At 65.7% G+C, this 22,050-nt stretch carries 18 protein-coding genes; 8 read left to right on the forward strand and 10 right to left on the reverse strand.

Annotation, left to right across the window (positions count from 1 at the left end):
- Nucleotides 1-5: 5 nt before the first annotated feature.
- The gene (gene dapA, locus LJ760_RS14825; RefSeq protein ID WP_227924083.1) at nt 6-974 is read right to left on the reverse strand and encodes a 4-hydroxy-tetrahydrodipicolinate synthase; all 969 of its coding nucleotides are present in this window, start codon (nt 972-974) and stop codon (nt 6-8) included.
- The gene (locus tag LJ760_RS14830; protein ID WP_227924085.1) at nt 971-5,026 is read right to left on the reverse strand and encodes a Pls/PosA family non-ribosomal peptide synthetase; all 4,056 of its coding nucleotides are present in this window, start codon (nt 5,024-5,026) and stop codon (nt 971-973) included. Before LJ760_RS14830 ends, dapA begins: the two co-directional genes overlap by 4 nt.
- 425 nt (nt 5,027-5,451) lie before the next feature.
- Between LJ760_RS14830 and LJ760_RS14835 the strand changes: the two genes are divergently transcribed.
- Nucleotides 5,452-6,597, forward strand: coding sequence for a heparan-alpha-glucosaminide N-acetyltransferase domain-containing protein (locus LJ760_RS14835; protein WP_331460732.1), 1,146 nt, complete (start codon nt 5,452-5,454; stop codon nt 6,595-6,597).
- Here the strand turns inward: LJ760_RS14835 and LJ760_RS14840 are convergent.
- From LJ760_RS14840 to LJ760_RS14850, 3 genes are read right to left on the reverse strand one after another with little or no spacing between them, the layout of a single operon-like run.
- Nucleotides 6,594-7,376, reverse strand: a complete 783-nt coding sequence (locus LJ760_RS14840) for a 4'-phosphopantetheinyl transferase family protein (RefSeq protein WP_227924087.1) — start codon at nt 7,374-7,376, stop codon at nt 6,594-6,596. The genes LJ760_RS14835 and LJ760_RS14840 overlap by 4 nt on opposite strands.
- Entirely contained in the window at nt 7,343-8,020 is a 678-nt protein-coding gene (locus LJ760_RS14845; RefSeq protein WP_227924089.1) for a LytR C-terminal domain-containing protein, read from the reverse strand. Before LJ760_RS14845 ends, LJ760_RS14840 begins: the two co-directional genes overlap by 34 nt.
- Nucleotides 8,013-8,312 (reverse strand): type II toxin-antitoxin system VapB family antitoxin, encoded by a 300-nt coding sequence (locus LJ760_RS14850; protein ID WP_227904874.1) that lies wholly within the window; start codon nt 8,310-8,312, stop codon nt 8,013-8,015. The genes LJ760_RS14845 and LJ760_RS14850 overlap by 8 nt, the downstream gene beginning before the upstream one ends.
- A gap of 103 nt (nt 8,313-8,415) precedes the next feature.
- Between LJ760_RS14850 and LJ760_RS14855 the strand changes: the two genes are divergently transcribed.
- Nucleotides 8,416-9,351 carry a hypothetical protein gene (locus tag LJ760_RS14855; protein ID WP_227924090.1) on the forward strand — a complete coding sequence of 312 codons (936 nt, stop codon included), beginning with the start codon at nt 8,416-8,418 and terminating at the stop codon, nt 9,349-9,351.
- Between the two features lie 21 nt (nt 9,352-9,372).
- Here the strand turns inward: LJ760_RS14855 and LJ760_RS14860 are convergent, their stop codons facing one another.
- Nucleotides 9,373-9,909, reverse strand: a complete 537-nt coding sequence (locus LJ760_RS14860) for a glutathione peroxidase (RefSeq protein WP_227924092.1) — start codon at nt 9,907-9,909, stop codon at nt 9,373-9,375.
- Nucleotides 9,910-10,068: 159 nt separating this feature from the next.
- On the opposite strand from LJ760_RS14860, the gene LJ760_RS14865 reads away from it, so the two are divergent.
- Nucleotides 10,069-11,097 carry an isopenicillin N synthase family dioxygenase gene (locus LJ760_RS14865; protein WP_227924093.1) on the forward strand — a complete coding sequence of 343 codons (1,029 nt, stop codon included), beginning with the start codon at nt 10,069-10,071 and terminating at the stop codon, nt 11,095-11,097.
- A 6-nt stretch (nt 11,098-11,103) separates the two neighbouring features.
- Here LJ760_RS14865 and LJ760_RS14870 read toward each other — a convergent pair whose 3' ends face one another.
- Together LJ760_RS14870 and LJ760_RS14875 are read right to left on the reverse strand one after the other, a co-directional pair.
- The gene (locus LJ760_RS14870) at nt 11,104-11,931 is read right to left on the reverse strand and encodes a VOC family protein (protein WP_227924095.1); all 828 of its coding nucleotides are present in this window, start codon (nt 11,929-11,931) and stop codon (nt 11,104-11,106) included.
- Between the two features lie 158 nt (nt 11,932-12,089).
- Nucleotides 12,090-14,024, reverse strand: a complete 1,935-nt coding sequence (locus tag LJ760_RS14875) for a BCCT family transporter (protein ID WP_227924096.1) — start codon at nt 14,022-14,024, stop codon at nt 12,090-12,092.
- A 399-nt stretch (nt 14,025-14,423) separates the two neighbouring features.
- Between LJ760_RS14875 and LJ760_RS14880 the strand changes: the two genes are divergently transcribed.
- The 3 genes from LJ760_RS14880 (at nt 14,424) to LJ760_RS14890 (ending at nt 18,212) form a co-directional block, all read left to right on the forward strand.
- Nucleotides 14,424-14,729, forward strand: coding sequence for an FmdB family zinc ribbon protein (locus tag LJ760_RS14880; protein ID WP_227924099.1), 306 nt, complete (start codon nt 14,424-14,426; stop codon nt 14,727-14,729).
- A 39-nt stretch (nt 14,730-14,768) separates the two neighbouring features.
- A complete protein-coding gene (gene fmdA, locus LJ760_RS14885; protein WP_227924100.1) occupies nt 14,769-16,025 on the forward strand; it encodes a formamidase in 1,257 nt (418 codons plus the stop codon).
- A 75-nt stretch (nt 16,026-16,100) separates the two neighbouring features.
- A complete protein-coding gene (locus LJ760_RS14890; RefSeq protein WP_227924101.1) occupies nt 16,101-18,212 on the forward strand; it encodes an FAD-dependent oxidoreductase in 2,112 nt (703 codons plus the stop codon).
- On the opposite strand, the gene LJ760_RS14895 is transcribed toward LJ760_RS14890, so the two are convergent.
- Entirely contained in the window at nt 18,209-18,799 is a 591-nt protein-coding gene (locus LJ760_RS14895; protein WP_227924102.1) for a TetR/AcrR family transcriptional regulator, read from the reverse strand. The genes LJ760_RS14890 and LJ760_RS14895 overlap by 4 nt on opposite strands.
- Nucleotides 18,800-18,854: 55 nt before the next feature.
- Between LJ760_RS14895 and LJ760_RS14900 the strand changes: the two genes are divergently transcribed.
- Nucleotides 18,855-20,342, forward strand: a complete 1,488-nt coding sequence (locus LJ760_RS14900; protein WP_227924104.1) for an MFS transporter — start codon at nt 18,855-18,857, stop codon at nt 20,340-20,342.
- Between the two features lie 134 nt (nt 20,343-20,476).
- The gene (locus LJ760_RS14905) at nt 20,477-21,142 is read left to right on the forward strand and encodes an SDR family NAD(P)-dependent oxidoreductase (RefSeq protein WP_227924106.1); all 666 of its coding nucleotides are present in this window, start codon (nt 20,477-20,479) and stop codon (nt 21,140-21,142) included.
- A gap of 6 nt (nt 21,143-21,148) precedes the next feature.
- Here the strand turns inward: LJ760_RS14905 and LJ760_RS14910 are convergent, their stop codons facing one another.
- Nucleotides 21,149-21,976 carry an alpha/beta hydrolase gene (locus tag LJ760_RS14910; RefSeq protein WP_227924107.1) on the reverse strand — a complete coding sequence of 276 codons (828 nt, stop codon included), beginning with the start codon at nt 21,974-21,976 and terminating at the stop codon, nt 21,149-21,151.
- Nucleotides 21,977-22,050 lie beyond the last annotated feature (74 nt).

Below are 22,050 nucleotides of genomic sequence, written 5' to 3' on the forward strand. Positions count from 1 at the left end.
TTTGCTCAATGCGCCCGTGCCAGAGTTTCGGGGAGTGTGGGGCCGGACGCAAGCGTAGTCGGCAATCCCGCGGCGGCGAGGTCAGCCACAAGCAGTTCAGTCTCCTCTTCGCTCAGGTCGGTCAGCGGTCCCCTGACGGGGCCGGCGGGCAGCCCCAGTTTCCGAAGCGCCGCCTTGGCCGATGCCGCGCCGGGGCACCGGAACATACCGGTGTAGATCGGCAGCAGGTCACGGTGAATCTGCAGCGCGTCGTCCACCCGGCCCTGCCGGTACGCGACCGTCAGGGCACGCAGCCGGTCAGCGGCGACATGGCCGACCACCGAGACGACACCGACAGCGCCAACGGACATCAGGGGCAGGTTCAGTGCGTCATCACCCGAGTAATAGACCAGCTCGCTGTGCTTCATGACCCAGGAGGAGGATACGAGATCCCCCTTGGCGTCCTTCACCGCAACGATGTTCGGGTGGCGGCCGGCCGCCACCAAGGTTTCGGGGGCAATTGCGACGCCGGTGCGGGCGGGGATGTCGTAAAGCATCACCGGCAGGTCGGTGCTGTCGGCAATGGCTTCGAAGTGGCGCAGCAGGCCTTTTTGCGTGGGGCGTGAATAGTAGGGGGCAACCACCAGCAGCCCGTCCGCCTTCTGTTCCGCCGCAGCCCGGGCCAGCTCGATGCTGTGCCGTGTGTCGGTGGAGCCCACTCCGGCGATAACCCTCCGCTCGGTGCCCGCGGTGACCCGCTTGGCCGAGTGGATCATTGACGCTTTTTCCCAGTCCGAGGTAGCGAAGGACTCCCCGGTGGTGCCGTTGACCACCACGCCGTCATTCCAGCCGGTCCGCAGCAGCCATCGGGCCAGCTCCTCGGCGCCGGTCTGGTCCAGTTGGCCGCGCTCGTCCATGGGCGTGACCATTGCGGTAAGCACGGTGCCGAACCGTCGGGAGACGGTTGTCCCTGTGTTGTCCGTAGATGTACTCATAATCCTGCTCCTACAGTTTTGTACTCGATCGATTTACGGTGACGGGCACGGCGTTCCGTGGGGCGGCTCTGGCCCCAATGTGCCAACGGGTTCCCGCACCAGGCGCTGTTCGTGGGGACGCTTTCCCCGCGCATCACCAACGAGCAGCCACCAACGGTGCCGCCCACTTCGATGGCGCTGCCCGGCAGCACGATGCTGTTGGGTCCCAGCGTGGAACCGTCGCCCAGCGTTACTTCGTCCAGGCGCATGATCCGGTCATGGAAAAGATGGGTCTGCAGTACCGTGCCGCGGTTGATGCTCGCTCCGTCGCCCACCTGTATCAGGTCGAATTCCGGCAGCCACCAGGTTTCGCACCAAACACTGCGGCCGATCCGCGCACCCATCCAGCGCAGCCAGGCGTTGAGCATCGGGGTGCCCAGACTCATCCGCACCAATCCGGGAACGGCCAGGGCTTCGGAAAACACGTCCGCCAGCTCGTTCCGCCAGACAAACGAACTCCACAGCGGGTGCTCCGAAGTTTCGAAACGGCCCACCAGCAGCCACTTCGCCATTACGGCGATAAGCGCTGCGGCGATCCCGCTCAACAGGAGGACCGGACCGGACCACAGGACGGCTGTGAGGAACCCGAAGGCGTCATACAGTCCGGCCAGCGCCCACACTGTCAGCAGGGCCAGCCAGGCCGTGATCACCGCAGGCAGGATCCTGCAGGCTTCAACCGCGCTTCGGGCAACCAGCAGGCGTCGGGGAGGATCGTAGGTCCGTGCGGTGTCCCCCACCTGCACCGGCCTCGGCAGCTCCACCGCCGGACGCCCGAACCAGGAAGTGCCCGCCGGCATATTCCTGGGAGCCGAAGAAAGTACCGCGATCAGGGAGTTCCCCGGAACGTGTGTGTCCGGCCCCACGATCGCCGAGTTCCCGACGAAGGACTGTTCCGCGACACTCGCGGGACCGAGGTGCAGCCATCCCTGGCGCACCCGCCGCGCCGACATCATGGAATGGTCCGCCAGGAAGGTCCGGTCCTCCAGCCGCGTCAGGTGCGGCACGGTTTCCATAGTGGAGATTTCCACATGCCGGCCGACCTTCGCACCCAGGATCCGCATCCACACCGGCGTGAGCACGCTGGCGTAGATCGGATACATCGTAATCAGCGACCGGCTCAGCATCAGGTTGCTCAACCAGGACGCCCAGCCCGTTATACCGTCCGCCGGGTGCATGCCCGGCGGCATCAGGTGAGCTGTACCGCGGACCACGGCGGCGGTGAGCACGAGGAACATCAGCATGGAAATCACCACGAAGACAGGTGCCCAGACGGCCAGGATCCACAACGCGTCGGTGAAAGAGGAAACACCGTTCAGCAACCACAGCATCAGGGCGGATCCGGGCGCTATGGAAAGGAGATTCAACAAGGCGATGCCGCCCAGGGATGCCGGGTAGAGCAACCGTACTCTTCGGGATTCAGCGGCAGGCGCTGCTTCCTCTGGCCATCCCGCCCCGGCACTACCGGTCTTCCGCATCTGGGATCCCGCCCAAAGCTCAAAGGCGGGGATTTCGCCGGAGACCAGGGTGCCCGGTTCCGTTTCCGCTCCGCGGCCTACCTTCGCCCCGCCCATCAGCGTGGACCGTGCACCGATCCGTACGTCTTCACCGATCTGGATCCTGCCGATGTGGAGCTGCCCGCCTTCAACCCAGTGGCCTGCCAGGTCTACTTCGTATTCGATGGAGGACCCGTCACCTATCGACGCAAAACCGGTAACGGGCGGCATGGCGTCAAGGTGCACGCCTTCACCGATGTTGCAGCCCAACTGCCGCGCATACCAGGTGCCCAGCGGGGATCCCATGATGGGCTCGAGCTTGCAGTACGTCACTATCCGCTCAGCAGCCCACAGCCTCAGGTGGGTGCTGCCGCCGCGCCGATAAATGCCGGGACCGATTCCCAGGAGCAGCAACCTGGACGAGACCACCGCGGCGATCATCCGTGCCGGCAGGCTGTACAAGGCCAGCCAGGCCGCAAGGGTGGGAACCACCGGTGGATCCGGGGTCCAGGGGCTGCCCACTACATGGAACATCACCATGCACACGACGGCGATGCCGGTGACGTACCGCAGGCCCGTGATCCCGTAGAGCGCCACGATCAGCGGCGCCTGGACCAGCCCCAGCCACCAGGGCGATTCGGGGGTTTCGCGGACGTCCAGGGTTGAATCACGCAGTGACGCCAAGTGCTCGGACATCGTGATCAGCGTCGGATGCTCGTAGATATCGGCGACCGAGACCTTCGGGTAACGTTCCCGCAGCGCAGAGACCAATTGGGCGGCAGCCAGGCTGGCTCCGCCCAGGGCAAAGAAATCGCTTTCCTCGGTCAGCGGCAGCGGTCCGAGGAGATCGGTCCACCGCTGGCCCAGCCATCGCAGATCGGCGTTGAGCTCCACCCGGACGTCGGTTGGGGTTTCCATAACAGGCAGGGGCCAGGGCAGGGCCTTGCGGTCAACTTTCCCCGAGGCCTTCATCGGCAGCTCATCGACGATCCCCAGCGACGGGACGATGGATGCCGGCAGGTTCTGGGCCAGCTGGGCCCGTGCGGCGCCAAGGTCCAGGGTGGCGCCGGCCGCCGGGACCAGATATCCGGCCAGCACCTGGTTTCCGGACTGGGTGGAATGGACGGCGGCTGAAGCCACGGCCACGCCCGGCAGCCGGCTTAGGGCATCGTCAATCTCGCCGAGCTCAACCCGCCGGCCGCCCAGCTTGATCTGCTCATCCACTCGCCCCACAAAGACGAGGCCTTCCTGGTCTGCGCGGACGTGGTCTCCGCTGTAGTAGGCCCGTTCCCATCCGAGGGCGGGAAGCGGGGTGAATTTCTCGGCGTCCTTTTTCGGGTCGAGGTACCGCGAAACCCCTACACCGCCGATGACCAGTTCGCCCACTTCCCCCCAGCGCACGGGGGTCCCGTCTTCGCCGATGACGGCGAGGCTCCACCCGTTCAGCGGCAGGCCGATCCGGACGGTGGACTGTCCGTCCAAAAGTGCGCCGCAGGCAATAACCGTGGTTTCAGTGGGGCCGTAGGTGTTCCAGACCTCGCGCCCGGGGGCAGCCAGACGCCGGACCAGGTCCTCCGGGCAGGCTTCACCGCCGAAGATCAGCAGCCGCACGCGGTCAAGGGTCTCGGTGGACCAGTGCGCGGCAAGGGTGGGCACTGTTGAAACGGCAGTGATTCTCCGTTCGACGAGCCAGGGGCCGAGGTCCGCTCCGGACCGCACCACGGAACGAGGCGCCGGAACCAGGCACGCACCGTGGGCCCACGCCAGCCACATCTCCTCACATGAGGCGTCAAAGCTGACGGACAGCCCGGCCAGGACCCGGTCCCCCGGCGAAAGCGGGGCACTGACGCAGTAGAGCGAGGATTCGGCATCCACCAGGGCAGCCGCTGAGCGGTGGGTGACGGCCACCCCCTTGGGCTTGCCCGTGGAACCGGAGGTGAAGATGATCCACGCATCATCTTCGGGGTGCGGCTGGGGGCTGTGTCCGCCGCTGGGGACGCCCTGGAGCAGGTTCAGCTCCAACCCTGCTTCAATAACCGCGCAGACTCCGCCTTCGGCCCACACCGTTTCGGCACGGCCGGCCGGTTCGTCCGTGTCCACGGGGACATAGGCGGCACCGGAGTACAGCACACCGAGAATAGCTGTGTACAGATCCACGGACCCGGAGGGGACATAGATTCCCACCCGGTCTCCTGCACCGATGCCGCCGGCCCACAGCCGCCTTGCGAGGTCCTGCACCCGGAGCTGAAGTTCGGCGTAGCTCAAGGAGACGGATCCGTCATCAATGGCGGGTGCGCCCGGATAGGCGGAGACCGTTTCGGTGATGATATCGACCAGTGTGCGCTGCTCCGGTGTGCGGCCGCCGTGAAGAACCGCCGATCCTGCGGGAACGGGACCGGAGTTTGCTACTGATGGTTCCCTCTGGGGAAGGGGTGGTGCGGTCTTGCTGCCGGAGGCGGCCGGGTGCCGGGTGGTTAATGGTCCTGCCGCCACGTCTTGCGGGTTTTCGGGCGTGTTCATATAAAGCAGTTCTCCCTGCTGGTGCATCTCATATCCGTGGTCGAGGGACCACAACCTGAGCCCGGCGATGGCCGGGGCGATGCAGGGAAGACTAGGAAAATCCCAGCGGATTCACATGAGTACCGCGGGCACGCAGGAGTCCATTCAGTACGGGGTTAATTACTCCCCCACCGCAGCGGCTACTCGAACCACTACCCGACCTGGATTCCGTTCCTCGGGCATCCCGCGTCAGGACGGGCAAGCAGGGCACAGGTAAAAACGGCTTCCGGTGCTTCACAGCCTGCGCTTAGGTTTCCGATAGGTTACGGACAGACGCCGTTGGTTGTGTGGTCCACCCCGGCACTCGACAGGGGCGCTGGACAACACCTGCCGATGGGATCCAAAGCATGTCTTCCTTAGCTACATCGAGACCCAGGCTGTCAGGAGTGGACGCTGCGCGCGGGCTGGCGCTTTTCGGGATGATGGCGATCCATCTCCTGCCTGCCGCGGGTGAAGATGTCGAGCCGACCCTGACGTGGCTGCTGTTCGCCGGCAAGGCGGCCGCGCTCTTTGCCCTTCTGGCCGGGGTTACGTTGGCCTTCACCACCCGAAGTGCAAGGACGGAAGGGGGACACTTCCTGGCTGCGGCCCGGAGGAGCGTGGCGGCAAGGGCGGGACTGGTTACCGCCCTTGGCCTCGCCATCGCTTATGTGGACATGGACGCCTTCATCATCCTGGCCTACTACGGTGCCATGTTCCTGCTGGCAGTCCCGCTGCTGGGAGTATCGACCCGGACACTGCTCGTCGCCGCAGCGGCGTTCGCGCTGCTTGGGCCGATCCTGTTGCAGGGCCTGCGGGATTACCTCCCTGCGCCCGGATTCGACCCCACCTTCTCCACTGTGTTCACCGAACCCGGCGTCTTCCTGAGTCAGCTTTTGCTGACAGGGACCTACCCCGCCATTCCATGGCTGGCCTACATTGCCGCCGGGCTCGCTATCGGCAGGATGAGCTTGGACCGTCCCAGAGTGCAATTGGTGCTGCTGGGGTCAGGCTCGGCACTTGCCGCGGCTGCCTGGTTCGGCTCCCGGCTACTGCTCGCCGGTCCGGGGTTTGACCGGTTGCTGGCATCGGAACCGGATCTAAGTCCAGACGACCTCCAGGGCATCCTGGTGTGGGGCACCGAGGAGTACCTTCCCACCAGCTCCTGGTGGTGGCTGTCCATCGCCGCGCCGCACAGCACCACACCATTCGACCTGCTGCACACCATCGGAGTTGCCACGGCCGTGCTCGGCGCCATGCTGCTGGTTTCACGCTTTGCCGGCAAGGCGTTGCTCCTCCTGTCCGCGCCCGGCCGGATGACGCTTACCCTCTACTGCACCCATCTGCTTTTCCTCGGCACCGGGGCACTGGCCGACCTCCCGGTAATCTCCCTTTGGCTTCAGATCACCGCATTCGTAATCTTCGCGGTGATTTGGCAGCGTGCGGGGAAACAGGGGCCGTTGGAGAAACTCGTCTCCCGTGGCGCCGCTTCCGCGCGGGACTCCGTCCTTCGGCGGCACCCGGATCCCCGTTCCGCCAAGCGGGGCCGCTAAGCCAACCCGTCCGCAATACTCGCGTCCACGGCGTAGGACAGCGCAAAGGAGGCGGGTAGCCCCAGCTGCTCCGGCCCGACGTCGTACGCGCGCAACCCGCTGAATCCGGCGCCGTTTCCGCGCCCCCGTTCGCCGAAATCCGTTTCCACATTGCGGGGATCAACCCGCAGCCCCTGGCCGGAGGCCTTCAGCAGGGCTTCCTTGCGTACCCAGATCTGCGCCCGCAGGCGGGGGCGGTTGGAAACCGCGGCGGCCGCGATGGCCGCCTTTTCCGTATCGGTGGCCATAACGTCCTCCACCGCCGTATCGGCGAAGGCCCGGGCATCTGAGTCCTCCAAGTCCACCCCCACACGCGTCTGCGCGAGCGCCGCCGCGAGCCAGTTCCCGGAACGGCTGAAACTGACCCTGAGCGGGGTTGGCTCGCCCGCAATGAAATAGCGCGGCTCCCCGTGGCTTCCGTCATTGCCGTGCAGGCAGTCGGGACAGTGCGCCACTGCGCTCACCGCGTCCTCGGGCGCTTGGAGGTACGCGGCCACCAGGGACCGGGCGGCCAGCCGTCCGGCAAGGAAACGACGGCGGTCCTCCTCGTGATGGAATCCCTGTGCCCGTGCGCGTACGGCGGGGCCCAGGCTGTCCGCTGCCCGAAGGTCCACCGAGTCCAGCGGCCGTACCGCCAGCCGCAGTACCGCCGGTTCCTGCCGGTGTCGAAAGGCGCGTGTTTCACTGTGCGGCAGGCCCACCGCGGTTACTGTCCGTCCGGCGTCGAACTGCCCGGACAACTCAGGGCACCCGGGCCCGCCGCCACGGCCTGTTCCGCCGGGAGGAGTTCCTGGAATCCGGAGCCGATCACCACGTCCACCGATGCGTCCGTCCGCTCGTCCAGGACATAGTCCGTGCCGGGAATGTGCTGCTGCAGCGTGTAGGCGGCCGCGGCCCCGGAGGGTCCGGAAAGCACCAGCGCGGTCATGCCGGAACGGTTCACGCTGCTGTTGCCTATCCGGTCCACCCGGAATCCGCGCTCATTCAGGGCGTCTCCGACGGTTCCGCCCAGGCCCGGCGACGCCGTCGCGTTGTAGACATTCACCGTCACGGTGGCGGGGTCCAGATACGGAAAAGGCCCGGCCGGACATTCGTCCACCGGACCCGCAGAGGTGCTGGGTGCTGCCCCGGGCAGCCGTACCCACCCCGAAACCAATCCCTGGGCCAGGATCACTGCCAGCACCAGGAACAACGCCAGCACCCCGACCACTGAATTATGCAGCCGCCGGCGCCGTCTCGCACGCCGGACGAGCTCCGGTTCCTCGGTCGGTGCAAATACCGCGCCGAGGTCGCCTCCGGTAATGATCCGGTGCCCGTGCCATTCCCTTGGATCGTTCCTCGCCGGGTTGCCGCGGTGCCGCCCCTCAAGGGGCTCCTTAGTCATCGAGGACCAGCACGCGTGCGTGCAGTATGGTCCGCTGGTGCAGTGCCGTCCTTACGGCCCGGTGCAATCCGTCTTCGAGGTACATGGTGCCCTTCCATTGGACGACGTGCGGGAACAGGTCTCCGAAAAAGGTGGAATCCTCGGCCAGCAGCGCGCCGAGGTCCAGTGTGGCCTTCGTGGTCACCAGTTCATCCAGGCGAACCTGCCGGGGAGGTACCGCTGCCCAGTCCTTCGGTGTTACGTATCCATGGTCAGGGTAGGGGCGTACGTCGCCAACAGCTTTGAAGATCACTAGTACAGAGTAGATAACATCCGCATCCAAAGAAACAGCGGTGCTCGGGCGCGCCGCCCGCAAAAGCCCCGATTAGGCCGCTGATTACCCCCGAGACACGAAAATGCGGCCCGGGCAGCAGACACGGGATACTGGGGAGGTGAACACCTCTGCTCCCCGAATCGGTCTCCTGCTCGACGTCGACGGCCCCGTGGCCAGCCCCGTCTCCCGGAGCGTCCGTCCCTCCATCATCCGGGACCTGGTTACCCTGGCATCCGCAGGCTGGCCGGTCATTTTCAATACGGGCCGTTCCGACGCCTTCATCCGCGAGCAGGTCATGCAGCCGATGATGGCCGCTGGGCTGCCGGAAGGGGTGCGGCTGCACGCCGTGTGTGAAAAGGGTGCCGTCTGGTTCTCCTTCGACGGGACCGGATCTGACCAGCCCCAGGTGGACCCGGAATTGAAGGTCCCCGGCGACTATGCCGAGGCCATCCGCGACCTGGTGGCCGCCAAGTACTCCGAGACCATGTTCTTCGACGAAACCAAGCTGGCCATGGTCTCCGTGGAGCAGCACGTGCAGGTGGACAACTCGGATTACCTCACGGACCAGCGCCGCTTCGACGCCGATGCCCTGGAACAGATGTCCCTGGCCGGAATGGGCGGCCGGCGTTTGGAACATGCCATTCCGGATGCCCGCGGAACCGTCGCCTTCCGCATTGATCCCACCATCATCTCCACCGACATTGAAGCCATGGGGGTGGGCAAGGACCTGGGTGCACGGCGCGCACTGTCCCTGCTCGAAGCCGACGGCACGCCGGTTCCGCACGTCTGGCGGACGGTCGGCGATTCCCGCACCGATTACGCCATGGCTGACGAACTGCACGCACAGGGGTACGACGTCGCGCACGTGGACGTGCGGCCGGCGGACGGGGTCCCGTCCACGCCCTATCCGGTGCTGACGGCCGGGTCCCTGATTCACGACGACGCCGGCTCAGCCTTCTTTGAACGCTGGGTGGCAATGGCTGCCGGGGAAGCGGACGACGACGCCGTCGTCGTCTAGCGCTCCCCCGGCGCTGGAGCCCTACTCCAGGCGCAGGACCGCTTCTACGGATTCCTGGATTTCCGGTGCCCCGGGGGCGACGGCGGACGCGAAGCGGCCCACAATCTCGCCGCTGTCGGTGATGAGGAACTTCTCGAAGTTCCAGCCGATTTCGTCGCCCAGCTCGCCGTCATGGAACCGGGTCAGGGCTGCGTAGAGCGGGTGCCGGTTCGGTCCGTTGACGTCGACCTTGGCTGTCAGCGGGAAGGTGACGCCGAAGTTCCGCGAGCAGAACTCGGCGATCTCTTCGTTGGTGCCCGGTTCCTGCCCGGCGAAGGAGTTGCTGGGCACACCGAGGATGGTGAAGTTCCGGTGCTCATAGGTTTCGTAGAGGGCCTGCAGTCCCTCGTACTGGGTGGTGAAACCGCAGCGCGAGGCAACGTTCACCACCAGCACGGCCTTGCCTCGGAACAGTTCTCCGAAGGTGGTTTCGGTGCCGTCCAGCATGGTCAGGGGAATGTCGTACAAGTTGTCGTTCGTATTGTCGTACGAGTTGTCATACAAGGCGTTGTCCTCCACGGAGCTCCCTTTCGTTTGGCCTGCTTCCATTGCATCCCATTCGCGGCGCAATACCGAATTTCCGGCGCCGATGCCTACCGAACGAAACACCGGGACGTGGTTCATAGCACTTCGTAATATTCTGTTCGAACTTGACATGCCCGGTGATAACTTGCCGCTATGAGTGTGATTCCCGAGTCAATTCCCGTCCTGGACCTGAGCGCGGCACGCAATGCCGACGGCTCCTTCAATCCCGAGTTCATCGACCAACTGCGTGATGCCACGCACCGGATCGGCTTCTTCCAGCTGGTCGGCTACGGCGCCGCACAGGCCCGGGTGGAGGAGCTGTTCGACGTCACGAAGCGGTTCTTCGACCTGCCGCTCGAGGACCGGCTGGCCCTGGACAACCGCAATTCCCCGCACTTCCGCGGCTACACCCGGCTCGGCACCGAAATCACCAAGGGCCGCCCCGATGCCCGGGAGCAGGTGGACTTCGGCCCGGAACGCGCACCCGTGGCGGACTATCCTGCGGACCAGCCGTACTGGCTGGTCCAGGGCCCCAACCAGTTCCCGGACGAGGTGCTGCCCGAACTGCGCTCCACCGCCATGGACTGGGCGGAGGCGATGAGCTGGGTGGGTGCGGAGCTGCTCAGCGCCATCGCGGTGTCCCTGGAACTGCCCGAGGACCACTTCGCCGAACCCTTCGAGGACACCCCCGCCTGGATGGCCAAGCTCATCCACTACGTGGGCGGCGTCGTGAAGGAAGCCGGCACCCAGGGCGTCGGCGCCCATGCCGACTACGGCTTCATCACCCTGCTGCTGCAGGATTCGGTGGGCGGCCTGGAAGTGAAGCCGCATGAGTCCGACACCTGGCTTCCGGTTGAACCCATCCCCGGCGCGCTGGTGGTGAACCTGGGCGAAATGCTCGAGGTGGCCACCCAGGGCTACCTCTCCGCGACTATCCACCGTGTCCTGGCACCGGCGCCGGGCGTGGACCGCTACGCCATTCCGTTCTTCTGGTCCCCGCGGCTGGACACGGTGATCGACCCGGTGCAGCTCCCTGCCGAGCTGGCTGCGCAGTCCCGGGGAATTTCCGATGATCCGGACAACCCCATGCTGGCCTCCTACGGCGCCAACGTCCTGAAGGGCTGGCTGCGGGCGCACCCGCAGGTGGCCAAGCTGCATCATCCGGAGCTGGTGGGGAAGTAGGCCGGCTCAGCCCGACGGCGGAGTGAACTGGCTGGCGGTGAATTCCGCACCTTGCGGGTCACGGATCAAGGCCGTGCGCGACCACTCTTCATCGCTCTGGTCCAGGACGGTGCCGCCGAGTTGTCCGGCGGCACCTGCAGTCCGGTCGCGGTCCGATACGGCAAACGTGACATGCCAGTGCGGCTGTTCGCCGGCGCCTGCATCCACATACCAGGCAACCGCATCTTCGAAGCCGGGCGGAACCTGGATCCCTGCCTGCCGCTCCCGGATGCCGGGATCGACCGTCGCCTCGAGGTGGTCGCCGTAGCCCGGCCTGCGGACCAGCCACCCGTACCCCAGATCGTCGGCCTGCCAGCCGAAGGCGTTGCCGTAGAACGCGGCGGCAGCACCGGCGTCGGCCGTATGCAGATCACTGAAGTTCCATGCCCCGGGCTCGTTGACCACCTGGGTTCCCAACCGGCGCCGGGCCTGCCAGATCCGGAACTCAGCGCCCTCGGGATCGGCCAGCACAGCGGCGCGGCCGCCCTCCCCGGCATCGGACGGCGGGGACTTCACCGTCGCACCGGCAGACTCCAGGCGTTCAGCCGCGGCCTCGGCGTCGTCGACTGCCAGATAGGTATTCCACGCCGCACCGGACCCGCCGCTGTCAGCGAACCCGCCGACGTCGGCTCCGTTGAGTCGGGCAATCCGGTAGCGCCCCGGCGCTCCCGGCGGCGTCGCATCCTCGAAGGTCCACCCAAAGAGCCGCCCGTAAAAGTCAGCGGCGGCGTCAACGTCAGGCTGTTCGGTGTCGATCCAGCACGGCACTCCCGCCGGATAGGTCCTTGCTGTCATGGCCTGCTCCCGTCCACGGCCACAGCCTAGTAGGCGGGAAACCGGCAGGGTAGACCCGGGAGCTGCCGGGGACATTCGAGGCCGGCGAGATGATTCCAGCCGGCTGCGGAAGCGGGAACCATGTGGTGCCCGCTTCCGGTTTCAGTTCGGCAAGAGCGCTAGTCGACGGCGCCTGCTTTTACCTTCTCCGAAGGCTCTTCCTCCGGGCCCTCAACAACATCCTGGTCCTGCACGTTGTCCGTGTACCACTCGGTGAGGGCGGGGTCGTCGCTCTCAAAGTCGGCACCGGCGCCTTCAGCCTCCGGCACATGCGCGGTGCCGAAGACGAAGTCGTCTCCGTGCTCGTCGATGCCGCGGCGCACGCCGCCGCTGATGGCCTCCAGCGCATACCGGCGCCGGATCATCAGCGGGTCGTTGCGCAGGTCCTTGGCCCAGGAGATCATCACACCGACGAGGATGATGGTGAACGGCAGGGCGCTGGTCACCATCATGGCCTGGAGTCCCGAGAGGGCGTTGTGCCCCCCGGCCAGCAGCAGGAACATGGCCATCAGCCCGAGTGCCGCCGACCAGATGATGGTCACCGATTTCGAGGGCACGGGCCGGCCCGACTGGGACATCGAACCCATGACGTTGGCCGCCGAGTCCGCGGCGGTGACGAAGAAGACCATAATCGCGAGCATGCACACGATCGCCGTCACGGAGCTGAACGGCAGGTTGGCCAGCAGATCGAACATGACGTTCTCTCCGGAGCCCTTCATGGTCAGGTCCAGCCCGTTCTGGTTCATCCAGATGGCGGTGCCGCCGAAGACCGTGTACCAGCAGACGGAGATGGACAAGGGAACGAAGACGACGACGGTGACGAACTGGCGCAGGGTGCGGCCCTTGGAGATCTTGGCGATGAACATTCCCACGAACGGCGACCAGGAGATCCACCAGGCCCAGTACAGGGTGGTCCAGCCGGTCAGGAAGGCCTCCTGCTCGGCGCCCTGGCCGGCGAAGACGGTCAGCATGTCCGGCAGGTTGCCGACAAACGCGATGAGCGAGGCGGGCAGCAGATCGAGCAGGAAGAACGTCGGACCGGTCAGCAGGACAAAGAGCGTCAGCAGAATGACCAGGGTCATGTTGAGGTTGGAGAGCAGCCGGATGCCCCTCTTGATGCCGGCGACCGCGGAGATGGTGAAGACAACCGTCAGGAGGCTGATGGCGACGACGACGAAGCCGTTGCCCAGCTCCTGGCCCGTGATGATCGAGACTCCGGTGCGGATCTGGATCGCGCCGATACCCAGCGAGGTCGCGGTGCCGAACAGTGTCACCAGCACGGCGGAAACGTCGATGATCTTTCCCAGCACGCGGTTGTTGCCGTCGGGGAAGACCGGTTCAAACAGCGACGAAATCAGCGGCAGCCGGCCGCGCCGGAAAGAGGCGTAGGCCAGGGCGCCGCCCACCAGGGCGTAGATGACCCAGGCGAGACTGGCCTGGTGCAGGAAGGTGGTCGACATGGCCGGCAGGATGGCGGCGGAGGTGCCGGCCTCGGCATCAGTCGAGGGCGGCGGGGAGAGGAAATGGCTGAGCGGTTCCATCGGCCCGTAGAAGATCAGCGCGATGCCCAGACCAGCTGCGAACAGCATGGAGATCCAGGACGTCGTGGAGTACTCCGGCGTGCTGTCGTCGGCCCCCAGCCGGATTTTGCCGGTCGGCCCGAAGCCGACCACCAGCATGAAGATCGCGGCGGCAACCATGGTGGCGTTGAACAGCCAGCCGAAATGCACAACCACCCAGCCCTGTATGCCGGTGCCCACGGAACTGAGGTTGCTGGGCGCAAAAATCGCCCACGCCAGGACGGCGACAGAGATGGCCATGGCAAAAATGAACACGCTGCGCCGGGTCGGATAGCTGACCCCGGTGTCCTCAACGCTGATGCCCGGGACCAGCCCGGGATGGAGGCTAAGCGCTGGGGCGGAAGCAGCAGTACGCAGCGCTTTTTTGACACGCTCGACAGGGCGGCCGGCAGCCTTGCGCACCGGAGCCCCGGACACGCTCGAACCGTCGGTACTGCCTGAGGCGTGCTCTGGTGGTGAAGACTCGGAATTCATAACGCTAAACTTTAGGGCATAAAACGCCAATTACAGTAAATCATGGATTGCAACGGTGCCCCCTCGACCAAGCGCGGAAGCGCCCGCATAGCACTAATACCGCGGCAGGACCAATCGAGCGTCAGGGCCCAAACCATGCTCCATGGATAGCCCTGCGCCGCGAAAGTATTGCACTTTACTCACCGATGCAGTCGACAGAAATAGCGAAAGTCCTGTTACTAATATCTCTTAACAATTCATTCTGATAATTCCCTCAAAACAATTGCAGCCGGCCGAATATCCCCATCGCGCACCTACCGTTGACTCGCCCCGGCCCCGTCCCTAGGCTGTCGGGCAAGCCGGAGCGGCACCGCTATTTCCAGTCCGTGACGCTCCCTCGGTGATCGAAAGGCTTTCGACATGCCGCTCTACGCCTATCGCTGCGGTTCAGCCGGGTTCACCTGCGCCGATTTCGAGGTCCAGCTCGCCATGGGCTCTGCCCCTGCTTCCCTCCCCTGCCCCAGCTGCGGGGCTCCCGCCCGGCGTCGCTTCACCGTGCCCAATCTCTCGCGCGCTTCCTCCACCGCGTACCAACTGATCGAGTCCACGCAGCGCTCGGCGTCGGATCCCGCCGTCGTCCGCTCCCCCGGCCCGATGTCCGGTACCCGTCCGGCCGGCAACATCACCACCAATCCGCTCCACCGAAAGCTGCCCCGCCCCGACTAAAACTCCGCGCAAGAGCCCGCCCCCGTTAGAGGAGAAGCCATGCCCAAGATCGTCTTTCCCCTTGATTCGTCCCGGAAGTTCGAGGACCAGGAAAAACTGGGGCACAACCGGTGGCATCCCGAAATACCGCCCGTCGCGGTACTCAAGCCAGGAGAGGCTTTCCGGGTGGACTGCCGCGAGTGGTTCGACGGCGCCATCGTCAATGACGATTCCGCCGAGGACATCCTCAACGCCCCGCTGCTGACCGTGCATAAACTCAGCGGCCCGTTCGCGGTGGAAGGCGCCCGTCCCGGCGACCTGCTCGTGGTGGACATCCTCGATGTCGGCCCTATTCCGCAGGAAGATACCGGCCCGCTGGCGGGACAGGGCTGGGGTTATACCGGGATTTTCGCCCGGGAGAACGGCGGCGGTTTCCTCACCGAGCAGTTCCCCGACGCCTACAAGGCCGTCTGGGATTTCACGGGCCAGACCGCCACCTCCCGGCACGTTCCCGGTGTCTCCTTTACCGGCCTGATCCATCCCGGACTGATGGGGACCGCGCCGTCGTCAGACCTGCTCGCCAAGTGGAACCGGCGGGAAGGCGACTTGATCGCCACCGACCCGCAGCGGGTGCCGCCGCTGGCGCTGCCGCCGGAGGCTGAACACGCCGTCCTCGGGGGCCTGCCCCGGGACCAGTGGGAACGGGTGGGCGCGGAAGCTGCCCGTACCGCGCCGCCGCGGGAGAACGGTGGAAACCAGGACATCAAGAACCTGTCCAAGGGGAGCCGGATCTTCTATCCGGTGTTTGTGGACGGCGCGAACCTCTCGGTGGGTGACCTGCACTTCTCCCAGGGCGACGGCGAAATCACCTTCTGCGGCGCCATTGAAATGGGCGGGTTCATCGATCTCCGGGTGGACCTTATTAAGGGCGGCATGGAGACCTACGGTGTGTCCGAAAACGCACTCTTTATGCCCGGCAACGTGGATCCGCAGTTCAGCGAGTGGATCGCGTTCTCGGGCACCTCGGTGACGCTCGACGGCGAGCAGCGCTATCTCGACTCGCACCTGTCCTACCAGCGGGCCTGCCTGCACGCGATCGACTACCTGACGAAGTTCGGTTACAGCCCGGAACAGGCCTACCTGCTGCTGGGTGCCGCACCGATCGAGGGCCGCCTGTCCGGAGTGGTGGACATCCCCAATTCGTGTTCCACGGTGTACATTCCGACGTCCATTTTCGATTTCGATGTCCGTCCGTCGGCGGCCGGACCGTTCCAGATTGACCCGGGCATTGGAGCGCCGCGGGCAAGCCGCACCTGACCGGCGGGGAGCGGGCGCGGCCCGGCGGGCCGCGGCGCGTGTTTACGGTGTACACATCGGGGCTAAAATACCCCTGTGAATACCAAAAACTTCCCCCACCTCATGGCCCCGGGGCGCATGGGCCCCATGGAAACGCACAACCGCATCGTCCTGCCGGCGATGGACATGAACGTCTCCGAGCACGGCGAGATTGAACAGCCTGAAATCGACCACTACGTGGCCCGTGCCGCGGGAGGCGCCGGCCTGATCATCACCGGTGCCTGCGCCATCGCGTTCCCGCACGGCGCGGCGTCCATGAAGGAGCCGGGACTGTCGGATGACAAGTACATTCCCGGCCTCAAGGCGCTGGCCGATGCCGTTCACGCCGCCGGCAGCAAGCTCTGCATCCAGTCCACGCACCACGGCAAAGTTGCCCGCGTGGACGTCGCCAATGACCGTCCGGTGCTCGCACCCAACCAGCCGGACTACACCTATGACATGTCCGCCCTGGCGGACAGCACCCGCGAAGAGCTCGGCAAGATGGGCGCCGCCACCGCCGGCAAGAAGACTGCCTACCGCGAGATGACGGCCGAGGACATTTCCTGGCTGGTCTCCACCTGGGCCGACGCCGCCGAACGCGTCGCCAAAGCCGACGCCGACGCAATCGAGATCCATGTGGCGCACGGCTACATCCTCGGCGTCTTCCTTAACCAGCGGGACAACCTGCGCACGGATGAATACGGCGGCTCCCTGGAAAACCGGGCCCGGCTGGCCTGCGAAGTCATCACTGCCGTCAAGGAGCGGGTAGGCGATCGCCTGGCCGTCCTGGTCCGTGTGTCCGGTGAAGAATACGGACAGGAGGGCGGACTGACCCTCGACGAGGCGATCGAGGCCTCCAAGCTGTTCGAAAAGGCCGGCGCTGACGCCATCCACGTCACCGGCTGGGGACGCAACCCGTTCGACAACTTCACCGACGGCCCGCTGCCCAACAAGGTGGGTGCCTACCTGAAGAACGCCGCGGAGATCAAGAAACACGTCAGTGTTCCGGTGATCGCCGTCGGCCGGATGCTGCCGGAGGTTTCCGAAAAGGCGCTGGCCGCCGGACAGATCGACTTCGCAGCGATGGGACGCCAGCTGCTGGCCGACCCGGAGCTGCCGAATAAGCTGCGCGACGGCAAGTTCGACCAGGTCCGCCCCTGCATCAACTGCTACCTCTGCGTCGCGGAGAATTTCTTCGACGACACCCCGTTCTGCGCGGTCAACCCCGCACTGGGCAACGAGGCACTGCTGCCGCTGAAGCCTGCATCCGCGACCAAGCACGTAGTGGTTGTCGGCGCCGGCCCCGCAGGTCTGGAAAGCGCCCGGGTCCTGACCGAGCGCGGCCACCGGGTCACCGTCGTGGACAAGTCGGACCGCCTCGGCGGCACCATGTGGTTCTCCACCATGACCACCCCGGACAACGAACGCCTGCTGAAGTGGTTCAAGTCCGAAATCCGGCGCCTGAACATTGCGGTGAAGCTGAACACCAAGGCCACGGTGGAGTCCATCCGGGCCCTGCACCCGGACCACGTGATCGTGGCCACCGGCGCCGTCCGTCCCAAGCCGGACTTCCCGGGCGGCGACCTGCCGATCGTACAGACCGGTGACACGCTGCGTGCCATGATGCTCGGCACCGCCACCGCTGAGGAAGCCGGCGCAGTGTTGAGCACCCTGGGCAAGCTCGGCCGCCTCTCCGGCGTGACCAAGAGCCCGGAGTTTGTCCGCCAGTTCACCAAGGTCTGGCTGCCCATGGGCAAGGACGTGGTGGTGATCGGCGGTTCCCTCGTGGGCCTCGAGCTGTCCGAGTTCCTTGCCGAGCGCGGCCGCCGGGTCACGCTGCTGCATGAAAAGCAGCAGCTCGGCCTGCCGCTGGCCATGCCGCGCCGCTGGACCGCAGTGAAGGAATCGGAAAAGCACGGCGTGAAGATCCACCGCAACGCCTCCATCACCCGCATCACCGAGAAGAGCGTCGAGTGGACCGTGGGCGGGGAAAGCTTCTCCGCCCCCGCCGACATGGTGGTCTACGCGGACGGCACGACGTCGGCCTCACCGCTGGCGGACGAACTGCGGGCCGCGGACATCAGCTGCGACGTCGTCGGCGACGCCGGTGAAGTCAACTACATCCACGGCGCCATCCACTCGTCCTGGAAGGTGAGCACCGAGCTCTAGGACGGTATTGCCTCCTCCTTTGGAGGCGCAAGAAGCCGGCAGGCCGCAGTGATGGCGGCCTGCCGGCGTCGTTCGCGGGCGGCGTCGGAATCCTCGGTCCTGCCGGTGTAGAGCAATTCCGGGGACTGCGCCCATGCAGTGGCCAGCGAAAAAAGCAGGGTCATCAGGTCATCCGGATCCCAGGCAGGATCAATGATCCCCTGCGCCTGGGCGGCGGCAATATCGGGGGACGACGGCCCCGGGCGGCTGCAGGGGGCCAGCACTTCCGGCGCCCCCTCGAGCCGGGCCCAGTCCAGCATGCGCAGATGCTCGGGGTGCTCCACCGCATGGTCGTAGAGGGCGCCGACAAACCCGGGAAGGTCCAGCGCATCCCGTGGAACCTGGTCCGTGGTCTCCTGCAGGTTCGTTGCCAGCACTGCGGCGAACAAGGCACTTTTTCCGCCGAAATACGCATAAAGACGTTCCTTGCTGGCGCGTGCCTCTTCCGCAATACGGTCAACACGGGCACCGGCCAGCCCATACTGTGCAAACTCTTTTCGTGCTGCAGCCAGGATCCTGGCCCGCGTGGCTTCGCCGTCGGTTCTCATACCTGTAGTCTAGCTAAGCCAACCAACCAGTTCGTTTGATTAGGATTTCCCCTTCATGGACCGCACCATCCCTTCCGGCCTGCCCCGGGCCGCCGCCGTGGACCACTCGGCACATCCGCACCGCTGGCTGCTGCTGGCCGTCCTGGCGCTGGCCCAGCTGATGGTGGTCCTGGACGGAACCATCGTGAACATCGCCCTGCCGGATGCGCAGCGCGAACTGGGGATGTCCGACGGCGACCGCACCTGGGTGGTCACGATCTACGCACTGGCCTTCGGCTCGCTGCTGCTGCTCGGCGGTCGCATCGCCGATTACTGGGGCCGCAAGCGCACGTTCATGGTGGGAATGGCCGGCTTTGCCGTCGCTTCCGCCATCGGCGGTTTCGCGGAAAGCACCGAAATGCTCCTGACGGCCCGCGGCCTGCAAGGTGCCTTCGCCGCACTGCTGGCACCGGCGTCGCTCGCCATCCTGACCATCACCTTCCCCTCGGGCAAGGACCGCATCAAGGCTTTCGCCGTGTACGGCGCCATCGGCGGCGGCGGCGCGGCCATCGGCCTGCTGCTTGGCGGCGTCCTGACGCAGTACGCCAGCTGGAACTGGTGCCTGCTGGTCAACGTGCCGATTGCGATTGTCGCCATGGCCGCCGCCGTGCCCCTGATCCGGGAGAGCAAAGCCCATGGCAACACCCGCTACGACCTGCCGGGCGCCATTCTCGTGGTGGCCGGACTGGCTTCGCTCGTGTACGGGTTTTCGCAGGCCGAAAACGGCTGGGCGCGTGTTGAAACCATTGCCTTCCTTGCCGCAGGCGTACTGATCCTGGCGCTGTTCGTGTTCGTGGAAAGCCGCGTCTCCAACCCGCTGCTGCCCCTGCGCGTGCTGACCAACCGGGTCCGCGGCGGCGCGTTCCTGACCTCCACGCTGACCGGCGCTGCCCTGCTGGGCGGCATCCTCTTCCTGATCTTCTACTTCCAGATTGTCCTGGGCTACTCGCCGCTGAAGTCCGGCCTCGCGTCGCTGCCCATGACCATCGCCATCACCGTCGGCGCCGGCGTGCTGTCCAAGTTCCTGCCGCGCACCGGCGTACGCCTGCCCATGACCGTGGGGCCGATCGTCGGCGCTGCCGGCCTGATCTGGCTCTCCTTCATCACAGTGGAAGGGAACTACGCCCTGGAGGTCCTGCCCGGACTGGCGCTGCTGGGCTTCGGCCTCGCCATGATTTTCGTGCCGCTGCAGAACGTGGCCCTGGCAGGCATTGACGAGCACGACGCCGGCGTGGCCAGCGCCGCGGTATCGGCCACTCAGCAGATCGGCGGGTCCATCGGCACCGCACTGTTCACCGCCGTCTACACGGCCGGCATCACTTCCTACCTGAGCAGCAACGGCGGCCAGCCTGCCGCGGAACTCGAGGCGCTGGTGAACGGTTACTCCACCGCATTCATCTGGGCCGGCGTCGCGCTCTTCCTTGCCGCTCCGATCGGTTACTTCATGATCCGGCCGTCCAAGGAGGACCTGCTGAAGGTTCCCGAGGTAGCCCCCGTCGGCTAAAGCGGTCCCACCCTCTCTCACCGAAAAGGAACCGGCTCCCGCGAAAGCGGGACCGGTTCCTTTTCGTGCACCCGGAGCCGGGCCGGGCAGGAAACCTCCGGAATTATTCGGCGCCCCGCCCAGTTAGCTCCCCCATGACTACTATCGCGATCATTGGTGCAGGACGCGGCCTTGGTGCCGCCGTGGCACGACGTTTCGGCGCAGAGGGATTCTCCGTTGCGCTGATCTCCCGCAGCCAGGCAAAGGTGGATGCCCTCGCCGAAGACCTTGGCAAGGACGGGATCCCGGCCCGGGGCTTTGCCGCCGACGTCCGGAACCCGGAATCGATCGCCGCGGCCCTCGAAGCTGCGGCCGAAACCCTCGGCCCCGTCGAGGTGCTGCAGTACAGCCCCCTTCCGCAGAAAGACTTCATGCGTCCCGTCCTTGAGACGACGGTGGCGGACCTCCGGGGTCCTGTTGAGTTCTCCATCTACGGGCCGGTGGCCGCAGTCCACCAGGTGCTGCCGGGGATGCGGTTCCTGGGTGAGAACCGAGGCACCATCCTCTTCGTCAACGGCGGTTCAGCCGTAAAGCCCGGGCGCGGTGTCACCGGAACCTCGGTGGCGTTCGCCGGCCAGGCTGCCTACGCGCAGCTTCTCAACGAGGTCCTCGGCGAGGAGGGTATCCACGTATCGCAGCTCATCATCGGCGGACGCATCATCGAGGGTGATCCTGAAAAGGATCCCGACGTTCTCGCCGGCGTCCTCTGGGACCTCCACACCCGTCGGGACACGTTCCGCCACCAGATCAGCACGGACTGATCCGCCCTAGATGGCTGACGGCTGCGGTTGCGCGTGGCCGAGGGTCCAGTCCAGCGCATAGTCGGCCACCTCTTCCCACCCCGGTTCGGCGCAGGTCCAATGCGCCCGGCCGTCAAACTCGTGATACTCCGTGAGGGCGGGTGATTTGGCCCAGTGCTTGGCATTGGACTTATTCACCGACGGAGGCATGATGTGGTCTTCGCTGCCTCCGATAAACAGCAGCGGCGCCCTGTCGGTTGAGTAGTCCACCCAGGTCTCCTGGTGGCCCGGCTGGAAATTCGCAAGCAGTCCGTACGCCCACACCCAGTTCCCGGGAGCGGCAATGGCGTACCGTTCGTAGGCGGCGTCGGAGTCCTCCCGGCTGAGCGTATTCGTGAAGGCATAGTGCCACTCATCCGGGGTAAACCCGACCGCTTTATGGAAGTTGGCAGGATTCTTCAGCGCGGGAAAGAGTGAGCGGGCCTGGGACAGCGGAGTAACCCTGATCCCCTCGGTTGGTGCCGAATTGATGGCGGCCCCGGCAACACCCAAACCGCGGGCGAGCAGCATCTGGGTCAGGAGCCCTCCGAAGGAGTGGCCCATGATGATGGGCGGACGGGGCAGGGCCTCGATGACGCCGGCAAGATGATCCAGGGTTTCCGGCACGGTGAGCGCGGCGATCACGTCCGGGTTTTCGCGCAGTGCCTCAACCTCTATCTCGAAGCCCGGATAAGCGGGCGTCAGGACGGTGAAGCCCTTCGCCTCATAATGGGCTTTCCATCCTTCCCAGCTCCGGGGCGTCACCCAGAGCCCGTGGACCAGCACGATCGTATCCGGGGTGTTGGAACCGTTCATGGTGACCCCTTTGGTGCTCCGTTGGATTCGGTGGAAATCAGCGTATGCCGCAGGGTACGTAGTCCTGCGGGATG

This window comes from Arthrobacter sp. zg-Y895 (genome assembly GCF_020731025.1).
Lineage (GTDB): Bacteria > Actinomycetota > Actinomycetes > Actinomycetales > Micrococcaceae > Arthrobacter_B.